This is a genomic window from Dyella soli, from assembly GCF_054482295.1.
This window is the reverse complement of the sequence record NZ_JBTFFU010000004.1, coordinates 56,200-77,953: the sequence shown is the minus strand read 5'-3', so window position 1 is coordinate 77,953 and position 21,754 is coordinate 56,200. Positions and strand designations below refer to the sequence as shown.

The 21,754-nt window shown below is 67.3% G+C and carries 15 protein-coding genes and 1 pseudogene; 8 read left to right on the top strand and 8 right to left on the bottom strand.

Annotated elements, in window-relative coordinates; genetic code table 11:
* Positions 1 to 89 precede the first annotated feature (89 nt).
* The 5 genes and pseudogenes from ACXU4B_RS16770 to ACXU4B_RS16750 all read left to right on the top strand — a co-directional run bounded on the left by ACXU4B_RS16770 (position 90) and on the right by ACXU4B_RS16750 (position 9,468).
* Complete coding sequence (locus tag ACXU4B_RS16770) at positions 90 to 1,721, top strand: alpha-amylase family glycosyl hydrolase (protein ID WP_131413373.1); 1,632 nt, start codon at positions 90 to 92, stop codon at positions 1,719 to 1,721.
* Positions 1,722 to 1,813: 92 nt separating this feature from the next.
* Complete coding sequence (locus ACXU4B_RS16765) at positions 1,814 to 4,054, top strand: TIM-barrel domain-containing protein (RefSeq protein ID WP_458910908.1); 2,241 nt, start codon at positions 1,814 to 1,816, stop codon at positions 4,052 to 4,054.
* Positions 4,055 to 4,080: 26 nt separating this feature from the next.
* Positions 4,081 to 6,273: an alpha-L-rhamnosidase-related protein gene (locus tag ACXU4B_RS16760; RefSeq protein WP_165583265.1), complete on the top strand. Its 2,193-nt coding sequence runs from the start codon at positions 4,081 to 4,083 to the stop codon at positions 6,271 to 6,273.
* Positions 6,270 to 7,769, top strand: coding sequence for an MFS transporter (locus ACXU4B_RS16755; RefSeq protein ID WP_131413377.1), 1,500 nt, complete (start codon positions 6,270 to 6,272; stop codon positions 7,767 to 7,769). Before ACXU4B_RS16760 ends, ACXU4B_RS16755 begins: the two co-directional genes overlap by 4 nt.
* A gap of 4 nt (positions 7,770 to 7,773) precedes the next feature.
* Positions 7,774 to 9,468 (top strand): annotated as a pseudogene (locus ACXU4B_RS16750) (alpha-amylase family glycosyl hydrolase).
* 20 nt (positions 9,469 to 9,488) lie between these two features.
* On the opposite strand, the gene ACXU4B_RS16745 reads toward ACXU4B_RS16750, so the two are convergent.
* Together ACXU4B_RS16745 and polA are read right to left on the bottom strand one after the other, a co-directional pair.
* On the bottom strand, positions 9,489 to 10,517 hold the full coding sequence (locus ACXU4B_RS16745) for a LacI family DNA-binding transcriptional regulator (protein ID WP_131413521.1): 1,029 nt from the start codon (positions 10,515 to 10,517) through the stop codon (positions 9,489 to 9,491).
* Between the two features lie 376 nt (positions 10,518 to 10,893).
* On the bottom strand, positions 10,894 to 13,650 hold the full coding sequence (gene polA / locus ACXU4B_RS16740) for a DNA polymerase I (protein ID WP_131413379.1): 2,757 nt from the start codon (positions 13,648 to 13,650) through the stop codon (positions 10,894 to 10,896).
* 169 nt (positions 13,651 to 13,819) lie between these two features.
* Here polA and ACXU4B_RS16735 point away from each other — a divergent pair, with 169 nt between their 5' ends.
* Positions 13,820 to 14,308, top strand: a complete 489-nt coding sequence (locus tag ACXU4B_RS16735) for a DUF2782 domain-containing protein (RefSeq protein WP_131413381.1) — start codon at positions 13,820 to 13,822, stop codon at positions 14,306 to 14,308.
* A gap of 54 nt (positions 14,309 to 14,362) precedes the next feature.
* Entirely contained in the window at positions 14,363 to 14,794 is a 432-nt protein-coding gene (locus ACXU4B_RS16730) for an EamA family transporter (RefSeq protein ID WP_131413383.1), read from the top strand.
* A gap of 4 nt (positions 14,795 to 14,798) precedes the next feature.
* Here ACXU4B_RS16730 and ACXU4B_RS16725 read toward each other — a convergent pair whose 3' ends face one another.
* Complete coding sequence (locus ACXU4B_RS16725; protein ID WP_131413386.1) at positions 14,799 to 15,698, bottom strand: LysR family transcriptional regulator; 900 nt, start codon at positions 15,696 to 15,698, stop codon at positions 14,799 to 14,801.
* A 95-nt stretch (positions 15,699 to 15,793) separates the two neighbouring features.
* Between ACXU4B_RS16725 and ACXU4B_RS16720 the strand changes: the two genes are divergently transcribed.
* The gene (locus tag ACXU4B_RS16720; RefSeq protein WP_131413388.1) at positions 15,794 to 16,795 is read left to right on the top strand and encodes a bile acid:sodium symporter family protein; all 1,002 of its coding nucleotides are present in this window, start codon (positions 15,794 to 15,796) and stop codon (positions 16,793 to 16,795) included.
* Positions 16,796 to 17,181: 386 nt separating this feature from the next.
* On the opposite strand, the gene purH is transcribed toward ACXU4B_RS16720, so the two are convergent.
* From purH to ACXU4B_RS16695, 5 genes are all read right to left on the bottom strand, one after another.
* Complete coding sequence (gene purH / locus ACXU4B_RS16715; protein ID WP_131413390.1) at positions 17,182 to 18,792, bottom strand: bifunctional phosphoribosylaminoimidazolecarboxamide formyltransferase/IMP cyclohydrolase; 1,611 nt, start codon at positions 18,790 to 18,792, stop codon at positions 17,182 to 17,184.
* Positions 18,793 to 18,937: 145 nt separating this feature from the next.
* Positions 18,938 to 19,225 carry a helix-turn-helix domain-containing protein gene (locus tag ACXU4B_RS16710; protein ID WP_131413392.1) on the bottom strand — a complete coding sequence of 96 codons (288 nt, stop codon included), beginning with the start codon at positions 19,223 to 19,225 and terminating at the stop codon, positions 18,938 to 18,940.
* A 266-nt stretch (positions 19,226 to 19,491) separates the two neighbouring features.
* Positions 19,492 to 20,277 (bottom strand): zinc-ribbon and DUF3426 domain-containing protein, encoded by a 786-nt coding sequence (locus ACXU4B_RS16705; protein ID WP_131413394.1) that lies wholly within the window; start codon positions 20,275 to 20,277, stop codon positions 19,492 to 19,494.
* A gap of 86 nt (positions 20,278 to 20,363) precedes the next feature.
* Positions 20,364 to 21,302: a 50S ribosomal protein L11 methyltransferase gene (prmA, locus tag ACXU4B_RS16700; RefSeq protein WP_131413396.1), complete on the bottom strand. Its 939-nt coding sequence runs from the start codon at positions 21,300 to 21,302 to the stop codon at positions 20,364 to 20,366.
* Positions 21,303 to 21,351: 49 nt separating this feature from the next.
* A complete protein-coding gene (locus ACXU4B_RS16695) occupies positions 21,352 to 21,714 on the bottom strand; it encodes a DUF7716 domain-containing protein (RefSeq protein WP_131413398.1) in 363 nt (120 codons plus the stop codon).
* Positions 21,715 to 21,754 lie beyond the last annotated feature (40 nt).

Sequence of the window (21,754 nt, the reverse complement as noted above, 5' to 3'; positions counted from 1 at the left end):
AGGCCCGGCGTAGCGGTCACCGGTCCGTAGCGTGAAGTATCCGGTGTACTGTTCCGACGAAGGCGCGCGTTCTTGGAATGGAGCACGGCATGTCGCGGAACCGCTTGTTCAGCCCCTTGGCTTTCCTGCTTGCCCTGGCACTCGGGCCGGGCATCTCCCCTCAAGTCAACGCCGACGCAGCAGCAGCGGCCCCGGCGACCGCCGCACCGTCCGGCGTCTACTACGAAATCTTCGTGCGCGCCTGGTACGACACCAATGGCGATGGCATCGGCGACCTCAACGGCGTCACCGCCAAGCTCGACTACCTCAAGTCACTGGGCATCAGCGGCATCTGGCTGATGCCGATCAACACGGCGCCCAGCTACCACGGCTACGACGTCACCGACTACTACGGCATCAACCCGCAGTACGGCAACGAAGCCGACCTGCAGCGGCTGCTGGACGAAGCGCACAAGCGCGGCATCGCAGTGACCATGGACATGGTGATCAACCACACCAGCCAGGTGCATCCGTGGTTCATCGCGGCACGCGATGCGGCCGACCCGCACCATGACTGGTACACCTGGGCGGGCCCGCAGGCGGACCTCGGTGCGCTGAGCACGGCCTCGGACAGCCGGATCTGGCATCCACTGGGCAAGGCCCACTACCTGGGCGACTTCGGCGGCGGCATGCCGGACCTCAACTACGACAACCCCGCCGTGCGCGCGGAGATGATCAAGGTTGGGCGCTACTGGATCGCCAAGGGCGTGGACGGCTTTCGCCTGGATGCCGCCAAGCACATCTACGACGACTTCAAGGCACGCCAGCACGATCCCGAGATCGTGGCGAAGAACGTCGCGTGGTGGACCGAGTTCCACGACGCCATCGCCGCGGTGAACCCGCACGTGACCCTGGTGGGCGAAGTGATGGCCGAGTCGCCCGCGCAGCTGGCGCCTTACCTGCGGCCGCTGGGCTCGATCTTCGACTTCCCGCTCGCCGAGCAGCTGATTGTCAGCGCGAAGGACGAGCGCGTCGGCAAACTCGACGCCCTGCTCAAGGACACCTACGACGCGTATCGCAGCGCGGTCGAGGCACAGGGAGCGGCCGCTGCCCCCTTCATCGATTCCACCTTCCTGTCCAACCACGACCAGGAACGCGTGATGAGCCGCCTCGGCGGCAACCTCGAGCACATGCGCATGGCCGCGGCGATGCTGCTGACCCTGCCCGGCCGCCCGTATATCTACTACGGCGAGGAACTGGGCATGGAAGGTCGCAAGCCCGATCCGAACCTGCGCGAGCCGATGCGCTGGCAGCGCCAGCCGGCGACATCGGCGAACAGCCGGGCGCAGGATGCGCCGGCGGGGTACGGCCAATCGCGCTGGAAACCGTCGAGCGTCCACCAGGGCGAGGCCGTGTCGGTGCAGGCGGAACAGGACGATCCGTCGTCCCTGCTCAACACCTATCGCACGCTGATCGGCTGGCGCGCCCAGGTCGCCGCGCTGCGCGACGGCGACCTGCAGCTGCTGGCCACCGGCAACCCGAGCCTGCTGGCGTACTGGCGCCGTGCCGGTGCGCAGCGCGTGCTGGTCGTGCATAACCTGTCCGGCCAGCCGCTCAGCTGGAAGGCGGATGGCCAGGTGTTGCCGCCCCATGCTTCCGTGCTGCTGAAGAGCAAGCCCGGCGTGACGCTGGACGGCGATCGCCTCAGCCTGCCGGCCTACAGCACGGCGGTGCTGCAGTGATGCGCCTGCGCCTGTTGGCCGCGGCACTTGCCGCTGCGATCGTAGGTGGTCCGGTGGCTGCCGCCGAAAGCGCGGCCCAGCCGGTGGGCCCGATGTCTCTGGCAGTGCCCCATGGCACGCTCGAGTTGCGCGTGCTCGCGCCGGGCATCGTGCAACTGCGGGTGGCCGGTACCAGCGAGCCGGCCACACCGGTGATCGACCCGGAGGCCAGCTTCACGCCGGTGGCGACCCGCCTCGAACAGCAGGGCGACCAGCAGGTATGGCGCTCTGAACAACTCACGTTGCGCTGGGATCCGCGCAACGCCGTGTTGCGCATGGAGGACCGCAGCGGCCAGTTGCTGCTCAGCGCTGACCTCACGCGCGCCGCCGAAGGGCGCTGGTCGCTGCAGCACGCCAAGGGCGACCCCCAGTACGGCATCGGCGGCCTGAACGCCTTCGACGCGGCCAGCGGCCACCTGCAGCGCGAGGGCAGGCAGCTGGCGACCGCCGGCCGACAGGGCCATGCCGGCGCGCCGTTCGTATGGAGCACCGCCGGCTATGGCGTGCTGGCCGATGCGGAGCCGGCGCGCTTCGACCTGTCGGGCAGCGGCATCGCCATCCGCGCCGAGCAGCAACGCGTCCGCACGATCTACCTGCTGGCGGGATCGCCGGCCGAGCTGTTCGCCGAGTTGCGCCAGCTGAGCGGCGCGGCGCCGCTGTTCCCGAAATGGGCGATGGGCTTCACCAACAGCCAGTGGGGCATCGACCAGCAGGAAGTGCAGACGCTGGTGGAAACCTACCGGGCCAGGCACATCCCCATCGACAACTTCACCTTCGACTTCGACTGGAAGGCGTGGGGCGAGGACATGGGCGAATTCCGCTGGAACACCGACAAGTTTCCCGACGGCCCCGACGGCAGGCTCAAGCAGTGGATGGATGCGCGCGGCATGCACATGAGCGGCATCATGAAGCCGCGCCTGCACGTCGACACGGTGGAAGGGCGCGAGGCCACGGCGCGCGGCTACTGGCTGGCGCAGTCGAAGGAAGCGCCCGACTATTTCTCGCACAAGCCGGTGCGCGACGTGGATTTCGACCAGGCCGCGGTGCGTGAGTGGTTCTTCAACGATGCGCTGAAGCATGCCTTCGACACCGGCATCGTGGGCTGGTGGAACGACGAGGCCGACGACAGCGGCGTCGACACGCAATTCCTCAACATGCAGCGCGCGCTCTATGACGGGCAGCGCGCGCATGGCAAGCAGCGTGTGTGGTCGGTCAACCGCAATTTCTACCTGGGCGCGCAACGCTATGCCTATGGCGTGTGGTCGGGCGATATCCAGAGCGGCTTCGCCAGCATGGCGGCGCAGCGCCAGCGCATGCTGGCGGCGTTCAACGTCGGGGCCATGCACTGGGGCATGGATGGCGGCGGCTTCAAGGCGCCGCGCCCGACCGATGAAAACTACGCGCGCTGGATCCAGTTTGGCGCGTTCACGCCGGTGTTTCGCGTGCATGCCGACTTCGGCCAGAAGCGGCAGCCGTGGGTGTATGGCCCGATCGCGGAGGAGGCGGCCACCGAGGCGATCCGCCTGCGCTACTCGCTGCTGCCGTACATCTACAGCTACGAGTACCACGCGCACGCCGATGGCGTGGGCCTGGTGCGCCCGCTGCAGTTCGTCTATCCGCAGGATGCCGCGCAGCGCGATCGCATCGATGCCTGGATGTTCGGCGACTACCTGCTGGTCGCGCCCGTGGTGGAGCAGGGGCAGGCGGTGAAACGGCTGCAGCTGCCGCACGGCCGCTGGATCAACTGGTTCGACGGCAAGGCGTACGAAGGCGACCGCGAGATCACGCTCGACGTCGATGCCACGAACTGGAGCGATATTCCGTTGTTCGTCCGCGAAGGCGCGATCATTCCGCAGCAGCCCGTGATGGACTACGTGGGCCAGCGGCCGGTGACGTCGCTTGATGTCCAGGTGTTCCCGTCCGATGCCGAAACGCGCTTCGACGTCTACGACGACGATGGCGAAACCTATGGCTACGAGCAGGGCGCGTACTTCATGCAGACGTTGTCCGTGCGTCGCGAAGGCAAGGTGGTGAACTTCCGTGCGGCGGCACCGACCGGGACCTTCCACCCGGCGTTGAAGGACTATGTGGTAGCCGTCCACGTGCCTTCGCCCAAGGCGGTCGCCGTCGACGGCAAGCCGCTGGCCAGGGTGGCCGACATCGAGGCGCTGCGCGCCGCGCAAGGCGAGGGTTGGGCGCAGGGTCATGACCGGTTTGGCGAGGTGACGTACGTGAAGATCGAGGCAGGCACGGCGAAGCACCTCCAGCTCACCACGCAGGCGGTGCAGCCGTGAGCGGAGCGAACAGGCGTCGCAACCGCATGGCGCTGTCGTGTGCAGCCTGGGTGATCGCAGGCGCCGTGCAGGCCCAGGCGATCACGCCCGCAGGCGACGTGAGCTGGCAGGGCAAGACCGCCAGCATGAGCGCACAAGCCGATGGCAGCTTCGTCCTGCACGCCCCGACCGGCGATCGCAGCATTGCGGCGCAGAAGCTGGCCGTTCACACGGCCAGTCCGCTGTTCGACGGCCTGTTCGCGATGGCGCAGGACGATCTCGGCCACGATGCAGTGTCGGCCATCAAGGATGGCGCCTACGACCACGGCAAGGAGATCCCGTGCCACTGTTTCGCCACCGGCGAAAAGTGGCCTTACGTATGGACGCGCGACCTGTCGTACTCCATCGACCTCGCCCTGTGGCGCATCGATGCGGATCGTGCGCGCGAGTCGCTGCGCTTCAAGCTGTCCGACGTGCGCGAGCCGTCGGCCACGCAAGGCCTGTACGTGATGCAGGACACCGGCTCCGGTGGCAGCTGGCCGATCAGCACCGACCGCGTGGTGTGGTTCCTCGGTGCGAAGCACCTGCTGGACGACAAGGCCTTCGCCGACGACACCTGGCGCGCATTGAAAGACACGCTGGCGCAGGACCGGCTCTACGTGTTCGACGGCCGGCTCGGCCTGTATCGCGGTGAGACTTCGTTCCTCGACTGGCGCGAACAGACTTATCCCGCGTGGACGGAGAAGGACGTGCGCTTTATCGGCGAGTCCTTCGCACTGTCCACCAACGTGCTGCACTACCAGGCGCTGCAGCTGGCGGTGCAGCAGGCCGAGCAGCGGCATGACGCCGCCGCGAAGGACTATCGCGCGCAGGCCGAGGCGTTGAAGCAGGCGATCAATGCGCACTTCTGGCGCGCCGATCGCGGCATGTACATGAGCTACTTCGGTCCCGGGGCGATGCCGGTCGACAGCTACGATCTGCTCGGGATCGCGCTCGCCGTGACCAGTGGCGTGGCAGACCCCGAGAAGGCAAGGCAGGCGCTCGCGAACTATCCCGCCTGGCCGGCCGGCAGCCCCGTCATCTGGCCCGAGCGCAATGACCAGCCCGTCTATCACAACCGAGCGATCTGGCCCTTCGTGAGCGCCTATGCGCTGCGCGCGGCGCGCGTGGTGAACGATGCGCCGCGCATCGCGCACGAGATGGATTCGATCCTGCGCGGCGCCGCACTGGCCTCGTCCAACATGGAAAACTACGAGCTGGTCACGCAGGCCGTGCACGTGGACGAAGGCAAGCTCAGCGGTCCGGTGGTGAATTCGCCGCGCCAGCTGTGGTCGGTGGCGGGTTACCTCGACATGGTCATCAACGGCGTGTTCGGCGTGGGCGACGAGGGCCGCATCGATCCCAGGCTGCCAGCCTCGTGGGTGGCGCCACTGTTTGGCGACCAGCCGGGCATCACGCTCGACCTGGCGGGCCAGCGGGTAACCCTGGTTCGCCCGGCCAGGCTCGATGGCGACTTGCTGGTGGCGCAGTCGCAACGGCGCACGGGCAACGAGACCATCGTGCAGCTGAAGCCCATGCATTCCGGCGCGAAACCCTTGCGCACCGACGCACCATTGTTCGGGCCCGCGATGCCGGACCCTCCCGTCGTCACCGCGTCGGCGCAGGGCTGGCAGGTCGGTTCCCAGGGCAAGGGCGTGCTGTATCTGGACGGCCGTCGCGTGGGGCCGATCGACGGCAGCCTATCCGAGCCGAAGGGCGAGTCGCGCCAGTGCTTCCAGCTCACGCGCGTGGGCGAGGGCGGGCTCGAGTCGCTGCCCGGCGCGGCCACCTGCAAGGGCGACGAAGCGCGTCTCGCCGGTGCCGGCCCGTGGGAGTGGAAGGCGACCAGCGGCGGCGACATCAGCGTGTCATTCGACTACGTGAACGACCACGGCCCGATCAACACCGGCATAACGGCCGCGGTGAAGCTGTTGGACGTGTCGTGCGATGCTGCAGCGCCACAGCGCATTCCGGTGGTGATGCCGCATAGTGTGGGCACCCAGCGTTCCACCACGGCCACGTTCACGGCACGGGCGGGCGCGCATTGCCGCTTCCGTCTGGACCAGGGGTTCAACATGAGTGACCTGCGCCACAACGCGCACTACACCGGCGAACAGGGCGGCGCGAGCGGCCCGGTGAACGATGCCAGGGTCGAGGCGATGCTGGTGTCGCCGTCGCCGCAGGGAACCGCAAAGCCATGACGCGCAAACCCGAACTGTCGTTCTGGCAGATCTGGAACATGTGCTTCGGCTTCCTGGGCATCCAGTTCGGTTTTGCGCTGCAGAACGCGAACGTCAGCCGCATCTTCCAGACGCTCGGCGCGGACGTCGGGGACATCCCCGCGTTGTGGATCGCCGCGCCGTTCTCGGGGCTGCTGGTGCAGCCGGTGATCGGTTATCTGTCGGATCGCACGTGGACGCGGCTGGGCCGACGCCGGCCGTACTTCCTGATCGGCGCCGTGCTCACCACGTTGGCCCTGTTGTGCATGCCCAACTCGCCCGTGCTGTGGGTGGCGGCGGGCCTGCTGTGGATCATGGATGCGTCCATCAATATTTCGATGGAGCCGTTCCGGGCCTTCGTCGGCGACCAGTTGCCGCCGCGCCAGCGACCGCTCGGTTATGCCATGCAGAGCTTCTTCATCGGCGTGGGCTCGGTGGTGGCTTCGCTGCTGCCGTGGCTGCTCGCCAGGCTTGGCGTCAGCAATGTCGCGGGCGCGGGCAGCATGCCGGACACGGTGAAATACGCCTTCTATCTCGGCGGCGCCGTGTTGCTGGTCTCGGTGCTGTGGACGGTGCTGTCGAGCAGGGAGTATCCGCCGGAGCAACTGGAGTCCTTTGCAGACAACGTGGTGGAAGCCACCGTGACGGATGCATCGGGTGCGTGGCGTGTTGGCGTGGTGCTGCTTGGCGCAGGCGCGCTGCTGCTGGCGGCGATCGGTCATTTCGCACTGGAGAAGGAGCTCTACCTGCTGGCGGGCGGCCTGCTGGTGTTTGGCGCGCTGTTCACGTGGCTGTCGGTGGCGCGCGGCCAAGGCATGCTGCGGCAGGTGATGGGCGACCTGTACGGCATGCCCGGGCCGATGCGGCGCCTGGCCTGGGTGCAGTTCTTTTCCTGGTTCGCCCTGTTCGCGCTGTGGATCTACACGACGGCGGCGGTGACCTCGGTGCACTACGGGACCACCGATACGCATACGGCGGCCTACAACGAAGGTGCGAACTGGGTGGGTGTGCTGTTCGCCGCCTACAACGCGTTTGCCGCAGTGGCGGCCATCGCCATTCCCGGGATGGTGCGGCGTTGGGGGCTGCGCATGAGCCACCTGGTCAACCTCTGGCTGGGCGGTGCGGGGCTGCTGTCGTTCCTGCTGATCCGCGACCCGCACTGGCTGCTGCTGTCGATGGTGGGCGTCGGCTTCGCCTGGGCATCGATCCTGTCGCTGCCGTATGCGCTGCTGTCGGACAACCTGCCGGCAGCGAAGATGGGCGTGTACATGGGCATCTTCAATTTCTTCATCGTGATCCCGCAGTTGCTGGCGGCCAGTGTGCTGGGCCTGCTGCTGCGGCTGTTCTTCCATGGGCAGCCGATCTGGGCGCTGGCCATGGGTGGCGCCAGTCTGGTCATTGCCGGCCTGTGCACGCTGCGCGTGAGCGAACCTGCCATCGAACTTTCCACCGCGCCCGCCGGCGCCGGACGCCACTGACCCCATGCGCCTTCGTACATCGCTTGCTGCTGCCATCCTCGGTCTGTCGCTGACCGCGCCTGCCGGCCAAGGCGCCATTGCCGCCGAACCCGGCCAGGCGTTCTACGGCACCGACCAGCCCATGGCCGCCAACGCGATCTACTTCGTGATGACCGACCGCTTCGTCAACGGCGATCCGTCCAACGACCATCGCGACCAGGGCGGCGCGCACCGCACCTTCGACATCCCCGTGCCGGGGCCCAATGGCGAGACCGACAACATCGGTTACCTCGGTGGCGACTTCAAGGGCGTGCTGGACAATGCGCGCTACATCCGCGGCATGGGCTTTGGCGCGGTGTGGATCACGCCCATCGTCGACAACCCGGACGAAGCGTTCACCGGCGGCGACCCGGTGAGCTGGGGCGCGTTCATGGCCGATCGCGGCAAGTCGGGCTATCACGGCTACTGGGGCGTCAATTTCTACCGGCTCGACGAGCACCTGCCGAGCAAGGGCCTCGACTTCGCGCAGTTCACGCAAAAGATGCGCGCATAAGGCCTGAAGACCGTGCTCGACATCGTCGCCAACCACGGCTCGCCGGCCTTCAGCATGCCGGTGGCGCAACCGATGTTCGGCCAGATCTACGACCGCGATGGCAGGCTCATCGCCGACCACCAGAACCTGGATCCGTCCGAGCTGGACCCGGTGCGCAACCCGCTGCACCGCTTCTACCACGCCTACGACGACCTCGCGCAGCTGTCCAACAACGATGACGAGAGCCCGGCGGTGCTCGACTACTTCGCCGGTGCCTATGAGCAGTGGGCCGACCAGGGTGCCGATGCCTTCCGCATCGATACCATCAGCCACATGTCGACGAATTTCTGGCGGCAGTTCGCGGCGCGCATTCGCGCGAAGCATCCGGGCTTCTTCATGTTCGGCGAAGCGTTCGACTACAACCCCGACGACATCGGCCAGTACACCTGGGCGCGCAACGGCGGCATCAGCGTGCTGGACTTCCCGCTGCGCCAGCGCATCGCCGAGGCTTTCGAGCACCCGCACAGCGACTATGCGCGCGTTGCCCAGCGCCTGTACCTGCGCAACGGGCCCTATGCCAATCCGTACGAGCTGGTGACGTTCTACGACAACCACGACATGGCGCGCCTCAACGCCACTGACGATGGCTTCATCGATGCGCACAACTGGCTGTTCACCGCGCGCGGCATTCCGGCGGTGTATTACGGCTCGGAGGTCGGCTTCATGCGCGGTCGCGCCGAGCACCAGGGCAACCGCAACTACTTCGGCCAGGAACGCATCGACGCGGCGCCGAAGAGTCGCATCTACCGGGAACTCGCGCGCATCGCGACGCTACGCGCGGCTACGCCGGCGCTGCAGAAGGGGCTGATGCTGCCAGTGCATTTCGGCGGCGACCAGGCGTCGTTCTATCGCGTCTACCAGAAGGGCGACGTGCACCAGATCGCGCTGGTGCTGCTCAACAAGGGCGATGCGCCGGCCGCTTTCGAAGTCACCGATTACCTGCAGTCAGGAACCTGGCGGGCGGCGTTCGGCGGCGGCAAGGTCACCGTGGCCGAGGGTGGCGCGCTGCACGCCACGGTGGCTGCGCATGACGTGCAGGTGTACCTGCTGGACGCCACCGCGACGCGCCCCGACCTGGTGGCGCAGCTCGTGCGTCTGATGAACGAAAAAGGCCATCCGGGCGGTTGATGCCGCGCGGCGGCCGCGCCTCAGCGTGGTCGCAGGCTCGATTTGCGCACGATCAGCCGTGCCGGCAGCGTCGCGCTCTCGGCCGCTTCGCCACGGATCAGCTGCAGCAGGTTGTCGACCAGGATCTCGCCCGCCAGCTTCGTGTCCTGCAGGACCGTGGTCAGCGGAGGATTGACGAAACTGGCCACCGGAATGTCATCGAAGCCGGCCAGGGCGATGTCGTCGGGCACTTTCAGGCCGTGGTCGGCCAGCGCGCGCATGGCGCCGATGGCGATCAGGTCGCTGGCGGCGAACACGGCATCGAAACTCACGCCGCGCGATAGCAACGTTTCCAGCGCGTCATAGCCGGAGTGCTCGGTGCTCTCGGCGTTGACCTGCAGCAAGGGCTCGGGATCGAGCCCGGCCTCGAGCAAGGCCTGCGCATGGCCACGATAGCGGTCGAAGAATTCCGGGTAGTGGCTGGAAGCGTCGCCGAGGAAGGCGATGCGGCGGCATCCCTGTTCGATCAGGTGCGTGGTCACGGCGTGGCCGCCGCTGAGGTTGTCGCAACCGACCGATACATCCGGCTGGTCCGGCAGCACGGCGCCCCAGCGCACGCAGCAGGTGCCCTGGTCCACCAGCTTCTGCAGCTTGTCGCGCGTGGCGAGGTAGTCGCCGTAACCCAGCAGGATGATGCCGTCGGCTTTCTTGCTGTCGGCGTAGTCGGCATGCCAGTCGCGCGAGAACTGCTGGAACGAGATCAGCAGGTCGTAGCCTCGCTGCGCGCTGGCGCGCGTGATCGAGCCGAGCATCGACAGGAAGAACGGGTTGATGTGCGAATCGTCGGCGGTCGGGTCCTCGAACAGCAGCAGGGCCAGCGTGCCGGTGTGGCGCGCGCGCAGGCTGGAGGCGTTCTTGTCGACCTTGTAGTTCAGCTCGTCGACCGCCGCCTGGATGCGCCGGCGGGTTTCTTCGTTGACCAGCGGGCTGCCGCGCAGCGCGCGCGACACCGTCGACTGGGAGACCCCGGCCAGGTGGGCAATATCGAACGAGGTGACTTTTCCCTTGATCTGCACGCGGCCGCTCTCAGGTCATGCCGGCCGCGTTCCTTGTGGCCAGTCGGATTCGTGGCCGAATCCTAGCTGCTTTGCGTGCGTGCGTCCCCCGCCCGGCGAGCGGGCAGAAAAAAGCCCCGAGGATTAGGGGGGAATCCTCGGGGCCGGGGTGGAAGCGAAACCCAGGGGAGAGGTTCGCTCGCCGTGGCTCACCCAGGGAGGTGGTTGAGCCGGTGGATGCCGTTGCGTGCATCCGGATACTAAGAACGCGCCACGCAGCAAAAGTTGCACTGCTCGGGTCAGTTTTAGTCAGCGACGATTCATTTGACGAAAATCAAACACTTCGCGCCGTGCATCGTCCCAGCGCGCGCTGGGACGATGACTGCGGCGCTCAGTGCGCTTCGTCCCAGTTGGCGCCGACGCCGGCTTCCACCAGCAGCGGCACCGACAGCGTGGCCGCGCCGGACATGCGTTCGATCACGCCGGCGCGCACCGCTTCGACCGCGTCCTTGCGCACTTCGAACACCAGTTCGTCGTGCACCTGCATGAGCATGTGGGCATCGTCACGCGGCTTGAGCCAGTCGTGCACTTCGATCATGGCGCGCTTGATGATGTCGGCGGCGGTGCCCTGCATGGGTGCGTTGACGGCGGCACGCTCGGCGCCGGCGCGCAGGGCCTGGTTGCGCGAGCTGAGGTTCTCCAGGTACAGCCGGCGACCGAACAGGGTTTCCACGTAGCCATCGCGGTGCGCCTGCGCCCGGGTGGCTTCCATGAAGGCATGCACGCCCGGATAGCGCGCAAAGTAGCGCGCCATGTAGTCGCTGGCTTCGCCGCGATCCACGCCGAGCTGGCGGGCCAGGCCGAACGCGCTCATGCCGTACATCAGGCCAAAGTTGATCGCCTTGGCCGCGCGGCGCTGGTTGGCGCTGACCTGTTCGGGCGCGAGGCCGAACACTTCCGCGGCGGTGGCGCGATGGACGTCGCCGCCCTCGTGGAAGGCCTTGAGCAGGCCCTCGTCGCCGGACAGGTGGGCCATGATGCGCAGCTCGATCTGCGAGTAGTCCGCCGCCAGCACCACCCAGCCTTCCGGCGCCACGAAAGCCTGGCGGATGCGCCGGCCTTCCTCGGTGCGCACGGGGATGTTCTGCAGGTTGGGGTCGGACGAGGACACGCGCCCGGTCGCCACGGCGCCCTGGTGGTAGCTGGTGTGCACGCGCCCGGTGCGCGGGTTGACCATCTCGGCAAGCTTGTCGGTATAGGTCGAGCGCAGCTTGGCCAGGCCGCGGTAATCCAGGATCAGGCGCGGCAGCGCGTGATCGTCGGCAATCGCCTCCAGGGCCTCTTCGTTGGTCGACGGCTGGCCGGTCGGCGTCTTGAGCTTGGCAGGCAGGCCCAGTTCGTCGAACAGGATGGCCTGCAGCTGCTTGGGCGAATCGAGGTTGAACTCGCGGCCCGCGCTCTGCCACGCGGTCTGCTGCAGCTCGAGCATGCGCTTGCCCAGCTGCTGGCTCTGCTTGCGCAGTTCGTTGACGTCGATCAGCACGCCACGCTGTTCCATCGCGGCCAGCACGGGCACCAGCGGAATCTCGATGTTTTCGTAGACCGCGCGCAGCGTGGGCAGGCTTTCCAGCCTGGGCCACAGCGCGTGATGCAGGCGCAGGGTGACGTCCGCGTCCTCGGCGGCGTAACGGCAGGCGGTGTCCAGGTCCACCTGGGAGAAGGGAATCTGCCTGGCGCCCTTGCCGGCCACGTCCTCGTATTTGACGGTGTCGTAGCCGAGGTATTTCCTCGCCAGCGAATCCATGTCGTGGCGCGTGGCGGTGGCATTCCACACATAGGACTCGAGCATCGAGTCGTGCCTGAGGCCCTGCACCTCGATGCCGTAGTGCGACAGGATGTTGATGTCGTACTTGGCGTGCTGGCCCAGCTTGGGCCGGCTGGCGTCCTCGAAGAGCGGCTTGAGAGCTGCCAGCACCTTGTCCCGCGGCAGCTGCGCAGGTGCGCCCGGATAGTCGTGGCTCAGCGGCACGTAGCAGGCGTAGCCGGGTTCCACCGACAGGCTGAGGCCGACGATGTCGGCCTGCATTGAATCGATCGAGGTGGTTTCGGTGTCGAACGCCACCAGTGGCGCGGTGGCGATGCGGTCGAGCCAACGATCGAACTGCGCCGGCGTGGTGACCAGCTCGTACACGCCCGCCATCCCCAGCGAGGCATCTTCCGGCGGCAGCAGCGCGCCCTGTGCGCCCTGCGCCGGCGCAGATGCGACGCGGTCCGCCGCGTCTTCCGGCGTGCCCGCCGCGGTGGCTCCCTGGTCGAGCTCCTTCAGCGCCGCCTTGAACTCGTAGCGGGTGAACAGCGCGCGCAACGGTTCCAGCTGGCGTTCGCGCAGCGCGAGCGCGCTGACGGCCAGCTCCAGCGGCACGTCGGTCTTGATCGTCACCAGTTCGCGCGACAACGGCAGCTGCGGCAAGGCCGCGCGCAGGCTCTCGCCGATCTTGCCGGTGATTTTTTCGGCCGCGGCCATCACGCCATCCAGCGAGCCATATTCGGCCAGCCATTTGGCCGCAGTCTTCGGTCCGCATTTGGGTACGCCGGGCACGTTGTCGACGGTGTCGCCGGTGAGCGCGAGGAAATCCACGATCTGCGATGGCTGCACGCCGAATTTTTCGACCACGCCGGCGGTGTCGGTGGTGGTGTTGGTCATGGTGTTGACCAGGTGGATGCCAGGCCGCACGAGCTGGGCCAGGTCCTTGTCGCCGGTGGAGATCTCCACCTCGATGCCCTGCGCGTGGGCCTGCTCGGCCAGCGTGCCGATCACGTCGTCCGCCTCCACGCCACCGATGCGCAGGATCGGGAAGCCCAGCGCGCCGACGATTTCCAGCATGGGTTCCACCTGCGCGCGCAGGTCGTCGGGCATCGGCGGGCGGTTGGCCTTGTATTGGTCGTACAGGGCGTTGCGGAAGGTCGGCCCCGGCGCATCGCTCACGAAGGCCACGTAGTCGGGCCGGGCCTTCAGCGTGGCGCGCAACATGTTGACCACGCCGAACAGCGCACCCGTGGGCTCGCCTTGCGCATTGCTCAGTGGCGGCAAGGCGTGGAAGGCACGATACAGGTAGGACGAACCGTCGATGAGTATGAGCTTGGCCATGCCGCATTCTCGCACGCGTGTGCGCGGGAGCGAGGGCGCCCGGCCTGCGGCCATGCGGTGCACGGGGCGCCCGGGCCGTGCGTTGTCGTGGGCAGCAGGGCCTGGCGCTGCTTCACAAGCGGTGCGGTTTGGCGCTGCTATGCTTTGGTTTCATCAGGAGGCCGTCATCATGAAACCCGTCGCGTTGCTTGTTGTTCTTGGTGTTGCGGCCGCATCGAATGCGTTGGCCCAGTCCGGTGGCTTTCCGCCGGCGCCGCCGCCGCCGGGCATGAATGATCCGGGCGCGAAGGCCCGTCCGCAGCCCGCGCCCACGCCGGCACCGCCGGCCAAGGCTTCGGCGGCGCCGACTGCCGACACTGCTGCCCCGATGAGCCAGGCCGCCACGTCGTCGTCGCAGCCACGCGATGCCAGGGGCGATGCACCGCCGCAGGTGACCGTGCGCAAGCAGGGCGACGACACCATCCAGGAATTCCGTCGCAGCGGCCAGCTCTACATGGTGGTGGTGACGCCCAAGGGCGGCATTGCGCAGACCTACATGGTCGACCAGAAGGGCGCCTGGACCAACCAGGCCGGCGAGCCGGTGAAGCCGGTGATGTACAAGGTCATGGAGTGGGGCAACAGCAAGTCCGCCGAAGAGCAGGACAACGGCGGCAAGTAGGCCGCCCGACCCTCCCATGAGGATGACCGTCATGCGCCCGTCGACGGAGCGGTCGTGAACCCGCGCGAAAGCTGGTTGCTGTTCGCGCTGGGTTCGGCGTTCTTCGCCGCGCTCACCGCGTTGTTCGGCAAGCTGGGCGTGGCGGGCATCAACTCCAACCTCGCCACCTTCATCCGCACCATCGTGATCCTGCTGGTCACCGCCGGCATCCTCAGCCTGCGCCAGGAATGGGCGCGGCCCTCCGGCCTGCCGACCAGCAGCTGGGTCTTCCTGGTGCTCTCGGGCGTGGCCACCGGCCTGTCGTGGCTGTGCTACTACCGCGCCTTGCAGCTGGGCCCGGTCAGCCGGGTGGCGCCGATCGACAAGCTCAGCGTGGCCATCGCCATCCTGCTTGGCGTGCTGCTGCTGGGCGAATCGCTGAGCTGGCCGCTGGTGATCGGCGGCGGCCTGATCGTGGCCGGCGCCATCGTGATCGCAGTGTTCTGAATCCTCAGCCGGTACCGCCCGCGGGCCACTCCGCGGCGAGTGCGCGCAGGCGTTCCCACACCAGCGCAGCCAGCGGCGACAGCGAGCGCTGGCGCCGCTTCAGCAACACGATGTTGCGATGCTCCACCGGAGTGAGCGGGCGCGCCACCAGCGTGGACGGAGGCGGCGACAGCGCGGGGCTGACACTGATGCCCAGGCCCGCCTCGACCATGCGGAACGCCGTCAGCGTGTGACCGGTCTGCTGCACGATGTCGACCTCGATGCCGCGTCTGGCGAGGGCTTCATCGATCAGGCGGCGGCTGCCCGAGGAATAGTCCAGCAGCACGAGGCGCTGGCCGTGCAGCTTGCGCCATGGCACCCGCCCGAGCCGGGCCAGCGGGTGGTCGGGACGGCACACCACCACGAAGGGGTCGCGCAGGATCACTTCGCTGTCGAATTCGCCCGCCGTCATCGGATCGATGGCCAGGCCGAAATCCACTTCGCCACCACGCACGCTGTCCAGCACGAGCGTCTGCGACTGATCGTGCAGCTGGATGGTCAGCTCCGCGTAGCGTTTCGCGCAATCGGCGATGCACTGCGGCATCAGTCCGGCGGAGAGCGTGGGCACCGAGGCCACGTGCACCTTGCCGCGCCGCCGCTCGCTCTCCGAATGGACGTGGGCCAGCACGCCTTCCAGTTCGTCCAGCACGCGGCCAATGGCGCTTTCGAGGTAACGGCCCGCCTCGGTGGGCACGACCTCGCGCGTGTTGCGGTCGAACAGCTTCAGGCCCAGCTCCGCCTCCAGCTCGGCAATATGCCGGCTCACCGCGGGCTGGCTCAGATGCAGGCTCTCGGACGCGCGCCGGAAATGCTGCTGGCGGGCCACGGCAAGAAAGGCGCGGAGCTGGCGCAGGCTGACATTCATGACCAAATCATATCAATGAATCCGATAATACGATTTGATTAATCAATGGACCGGCAGTCCAATAAGCACTTCCGATGCCTCTGTGTCCGCCGGTCATGTCCCTGAGCCGCTTCCTCCCCGACCGCTTCACCTGCGCCCTGGTGGTCACCGTGGTGCTGGCCAGCCTGCTGCCTTGCCGCGGCACCACGGCGGGCGTGTTCGAGGTGCTGACCGACCTGGCGATTGCGCTGCTGTTCTTCCTGCATGGCGCCAAGCTGTCGCGCGAGGCGGTGGTGGCCGGCATGACCCACTGGCGACTGCACCTGACCGTGCTCGCCAGTACCTTCGTGCTGTTCCCCGTGCTGGGCCTGCTGCTGCGTCCGTTGCTGTCGCCCCTGGTGACCCCGGCGCTGTACATGGGCGTGCTGTTCCTGTGCACCTTGCCGTCGACGGTGCAGTCGTCCATTGCCTTCACCTCGATGGCACGCGGCAATATCCCGGCGGCCATCTGCGCGGCGTCCGCGTCGAGCCTGCTGGGCATCTTCGTCACGCCGCTGCTGGTGGGCGTGATGCTGGAGTCGCACGGGCAGGGGGGCATGTCGTGGAGTGCGGTCGGCGGCATCGTCATGCAGTTGCTGGTGCCGTTCGTGGCCGGCCAGGTGGCGCAGCGCTGGATCGGCTCCTGGGTGAATCGCCATCGGCCCCTGCTGGCCTTCGTGGACCAGGGTTCGATCCTGCTCGTGGTGTACACCGCCTTCAGTGCGGCCGTACTGCAGGGCTTGTGGAAGCAGATACCGCTGTCGGTGCTGGGCGGCCTGCTGGTGGTCAATGCCGTGCTGCTGGCCATTGCACTGCTGGTGACGCGCTATGGTGCGCGTGCACTGGGCTTCAACCGCGCCGACGAGATCACCATCGTGTTCTGCGGTTCGAAGAAGAGCCTCGCCAGCGGCGTGCCCATGGCCAAGGTGCTGTTCGCGGGACATCCGCTCGGCGCGATCGTGCTGCCGATCATGCTGTTCCACCAGATCCAGCTGATGACCTGTGCGGTGCTGGCGCGGCGTTATGCGGCGCGGCAAGCGGAGGCGGCGCTGAAGGTTGAGCCGGTGGTGGTGTCGTAGCCGGGGTCGGCCGGGACTTCCTGGCTGTTTCTTGGTGGCGCTCCATGGATCGGCGTCGTCGCCAGCTTGCCACCTGGCGCTACGTGCTATCTCAGGGACCGCGGCTACTTCGCGACGCGGCGAAGTACCGAGGACTTAAGGCAACGCGTGGCGCCGCCGCACTGAGCCCCTCTCCCCTCGGGAGAGGGGTTGGGGTGAGGGTGCGGGGCTTGCGTAGCCTTTCCATCTTGCGCTCCGCCCGAACCCTCATCCGCCTGCCGGCACCTTCTCCCAATGGGAGAAGGGTTCCTTCGATGGAGCCTGCTTTAGCCCCTCTCCCTTCGGGAGAGGGGTTGGGGTGAGGGTGCGGGGCTTGCGCGGCCTTCCTGTCGCGCCCTCCGCCCGCCTCAATGCCGGAAGTGGCGGATACCCGTGAACACCATCGCCATGCCGTGCTCGTCGGCTGCGGCGATCACCTCGGCGTCGCGCATCGAGCCGCCCGGCTGGATCACGGCCTGGATGCCTGCCGCTGCGGCGGCGTCGATGCCGTCGCGGAACGGGAAGAAGGCGTCGGAGGCCATCACCGAGCCGCGCACTTCCAGCTTCTCGTCCGCCGCCTTGATGCCGGCGATCTTCGCGCTGTACACGCGGCTCATCTGACCCGCGCCCACACCGATGGTCTGGCGGTTCCTGGCGTAGACGATCGCATTGCTCTTGACGTACTTGGCCACCTTCCACGCGAAGATCAGGTCGTCGATTTCGGTCGGCGTCGGCGCACGCTTGGTGACGATCTTCAGATCCTCGGCCTTGACCATCGCGCGGTCGGCGGTCTGGATCAGCAGGCCCGAGCCCACGCGGCGCACGTCGTTGCCCGGCTGCGCCTTGGTCAGGTCGCCATCGGCCGGCGGCGGAATTTCCAGCACGCGCACGTTGCTCTTCTTGGCAAACGCCTTCAGCGCGTCGTCGGCATAGCCCGGTGCCAGCACCACTTCCACGAACTGGCGCTCCACGATGGCCTTGGCCGTGGCCGCATCGACCACGCGGTTGAAGGCGATGATGCCGCCGAAGGCCGAGGTGGGATCAGTCTGGTAGGCCAGGTCGTAGGCGCGGCCGATGCCGTCCAGGCTCACCGCGACGCCGCACGGGTTGGCGTGCTTGACGATCACGCAGGCCGGCTTGGTGAAGCTGCGTACGCATTCCCACGCGGCATCGGAGTCGGCGATGTTGTTGAATGACAGTTCCTTGCCCTGCAACTGGCGGAACGTCGCGAGCGTGCCCGGGTGCGGATACAGGTCGCGATAGAACGCCGCCTGCTGGTGCGGGTTCTCGCCGTAGCGCAGGTCCATCATCTTCACGAAGCGGCCGTTGGCCTGCGCGGGGAACGCGTCATGGCCGGCAATGGCGTCGTGGCTGTCGTTGAGTTGCAGCGCGGAGAGGTAGTCGCTGATCGCGCCGTCGTAGTTCGACACGCGATTGAACGCGGCCACGGCGAGCTTGAAGCGCGTGGCGCGCGTGAGGCCTCCCTGCGTTTCGATTTCGGCGAGTGCCTCGTCGTACTGGTCCGGCGAGGTCAGCACGCCCACGTCGTTCCAGTTCTTGGCGGCGGATCGCAGCATCGCCGGACCGCCGATGTCGATGTTCTCGATGGCTTCTTCCAGCGTGCAATCAGCACGCGCCACGGTCTGCTCGAACGGATACAGGTTGAGCACCAGCAGGTCGATCGGGGCGATGGCCAGGTCGCCCATCACGGCATCGTCGGTGCCGCGGCGGCCAAGCAGGCCGCCATGCACCTTCGGGTGCAGCGTCTTGACGCGACCATCCATGATTTCGGGAAAGCCGGTGAGCTCGCTTACGTCCGTCACCGCAATGCCTGCCTCGCGCAAGGCCTTGGCACTGCCGCCGGTGGACAGCAGCGCCACGCCGGCCTTGCTCAACCGCTGGCCCAGCGCAATCAGCCCGGTCTTGTCAGACACGCTGAGCAGCGCGCGGCGGATGGGGGTAACGGTAGGGGCTGACATGGCGGTTTCCAGAGCGGGAAAGCCGCACATTATAGCGGGCTGCAGCCGACCCGTCGGTAAGCGCGGGCGCAGCGGCGATGGATGGCTAAACGCGGGAGATCAGGGGTGGCCGCGGGCCTGAACGGGCCACGGCGCGGGGCCTGCGTTACAGCAGGCCGTGCGCGGCGAGTTTCTTGCGCAGGGTGGCGCGGTTGATGCCCAGTGCGGCGGCGGCGCGGCTCTGGTTGCCGTCATGCCAGGCCAGCACTTCGCGCAGGAGCGGCCCTTCGACTTCGCGAATGACGAGCGCGTGGAGGCCTTCGCCACATTCGGTATCGCCGATGTCGGCAAGATAGCGACGGACGGTGCGACTGACGCATTCGCTCAATGCGCTCTGCGACGAGGTCTCCTTGGGAGACTCGTTGGCAGGCAGTCTGACGGCGTTCACGGACATTTCCCCTCACGTTCAGAGACAGCGACTACGTAGGACGCTGTCATTTGTTTATGGCAATACCGCGGGCGGCGGCTCGCATGGAACGCCGGGTGCAGCACAAGACGAAGGCGCGAGTGTACCCTCGCGTGCCGATTTTTTTAAGTCCCTACGCACGGTTGATTGCCTGCCTACACCCCGTGGGGAATTGTCCTATGGACAAAACCATACGGGAGTGGCACGCGCCATGCGTGGTCCCGGCCGGCCGGGGCGGGCGGCGGAATGGACGGCTATTCGAAACCGAACTCGAACGCAACCGCCTTGCCGGCGGGGTCTTCCACTTCCAGCATGAGCGCGGCGCTGCCACCCGGCGGCAAGCCACGCTGCAGCGTGCCGATGTCGCCCAGGTATTCACCCGCCCGCAGGCGGCGCATCGCCAGGCGCTTGCCGTTGGCGTCGGACAGGGTGATCACCACCACCGGATAGGGTTGGGCGAACGATGCGTCGTTGCGCAGGCTTGCCGTGATCAACAAGGCGCCCGGGACCGACGGATGTGCCTGGACGTCGCGCGCCAGCAGGCTCAGTTGCCGGGTGTCCTGCACCAGCGGCAAGCGGCAACCGAGGCTGTCGCAAGCCTGGCGCAGCATGGGGCCGACCGTGGCGTCGCTGACCAGTGCGTCACGCTTGGCCCATGCCAGCTGCCCACCGAGGGCCAGCAGCAACACCAGGCACGCCGTGATCCATGGCCAGCGGCGTCCCTCGCGCTGCTTGCTGCGCGCAAAGCGCGGCGTCACGACCAGATGGCTGAATTCGTCGAGCGCGTCGCGATGCGCGGGTTCGGCAATGGCCGGGGCGTCGGGCGCCGGGCGGTAAATCGCCAGGTCCAGGCGCGGCGGCGCCTCGATGGTGCGTGGTGGCAGTTGCTGGAACGGTTCCGGCGGCAACTGGTCACTGAGGCTTGCCAGGGCGTCGAATTCGGCATGGCAATGACCGCACACGACCTGCCCGCGCGCTTGCGCAAGCGTTTCCGTGCTCAGGGAGAACACGGTCAGGCAGTCGGGGCATTGGGCGTACATGCTGTCCGCGGTTATCGGGTTGGGGCAAGCCTAGTGGAGAGGCCGACACAAATCATCCGGGCGGCATCAGGATCGCGAACCGGCTCTCAACGACGGCGCCGGCCACTGATGCGCACCCAGTCTTCCTGCGTATCGACGCGCAGTTCGTCGAACCATTCGGCGTAGCGCTGCAGGAGTTCTTCCTCCTGGCCCTTGAGGATGCCGGAGATGGCGAACGGCGCGCCCGGGCCCGCGGCAGCGGCGAAGGTCGGGGCCAGCTCGCCGAGCGGACCGGCGAGGATGTTGGCGATGAAGACGTCGGCTGGCGGCGCGCTCGGTTGCGCCGCTGCCGCGGAGGCAGCAGCCTCGATCATGAGGTCTTCGGGCAGGAACAGCGCCAGGCGCTCGGCCACTTCGTTGCGTTCGGCATTGTCGGCCGAGGCGATCAGTGCCTGCGGGTCGTTGTCCACGCCGATCGCGCTGGCAGCGCCGAGCTTGAGCGCGGCAATGGCGAGGATGCCCGAGCCGCAGCCGTAGTCGATGACGGTCTTGCCACGCAGGTCGAGGCTGTCGAGCCAGGCCAGGCACAGTGCGGTGGTGGGATGCGTGCCGCTGCCGAAGGCCAGGCCGGGATCCAGACGCACCACCACGCTGTCGTCGTCGCCCGGCGGCTCGATGTTCCACGGATAGATCCACAGCCGGCGACCGAACTGCATCGGCTTGAACTGGTCCATCCAGGCGCGCTCCCAGTCCTGGTCGGCCACATCGCGAAATTGCATGTGGTCCGGCTCCAGCCAGGGCAACAGTTCGCCCAGTGCCTCGCTCAGGCCGCGCCGGTCGGAGTCCGCGTCGAACAGGGCATTGAGGGTGATGGTGGGCCACAGCGGCAATTCGCCCACGCCGGGCTCGAAGATGGCCTGCTCGTCCGGCGTTTCCGCATCGGCGTCCTGCAGCGTGATCGAGAGCGCGCCCAGATCGTCCAGCGCTTCCTCCACGCGGGGCTGCTGTTCGGCACGGACGGTGAGCGAGAGTTCAAGCCAGGGCATGGCGGGGGAGTCCTGCGGAAAGCGCCTATTGTCGCCGAAGAGGGCGGCTTCAGTCTGTGGACGGCACGCCAAGGAAGGCGTCGTGGCGATGGTAGTAGTCGAGTGCGCGGGCGAAATCGCTCACGTTGGAACCGGCGTCGCGACGCCGCTGCACGAACAGCACCTCGGCGAAATCGGCCGCCTCGATGAAGTGGCGCAGGTGGTGCCTGGCCGCCACGGGCGGCAGCGCCTCGCCGTGGTCGTCGATCAGCGCATCGTCCTCGTTCGCCACGTGCGAGAGATAAAGTCGGCACGCTGGATCGGTGATGTCGCCGCGGATATAGACCCACGCGTAGCGGTCCCAGCCGTCGCCCTCGTCGAAGGCGTCGGTGATGGCCTTGATGGCCTGCGCGAGGGTCAGCAGTTCGGACATGTCGAAAGCGAACCGGCGAGCCGCGGTGGCGGCTCGCCGG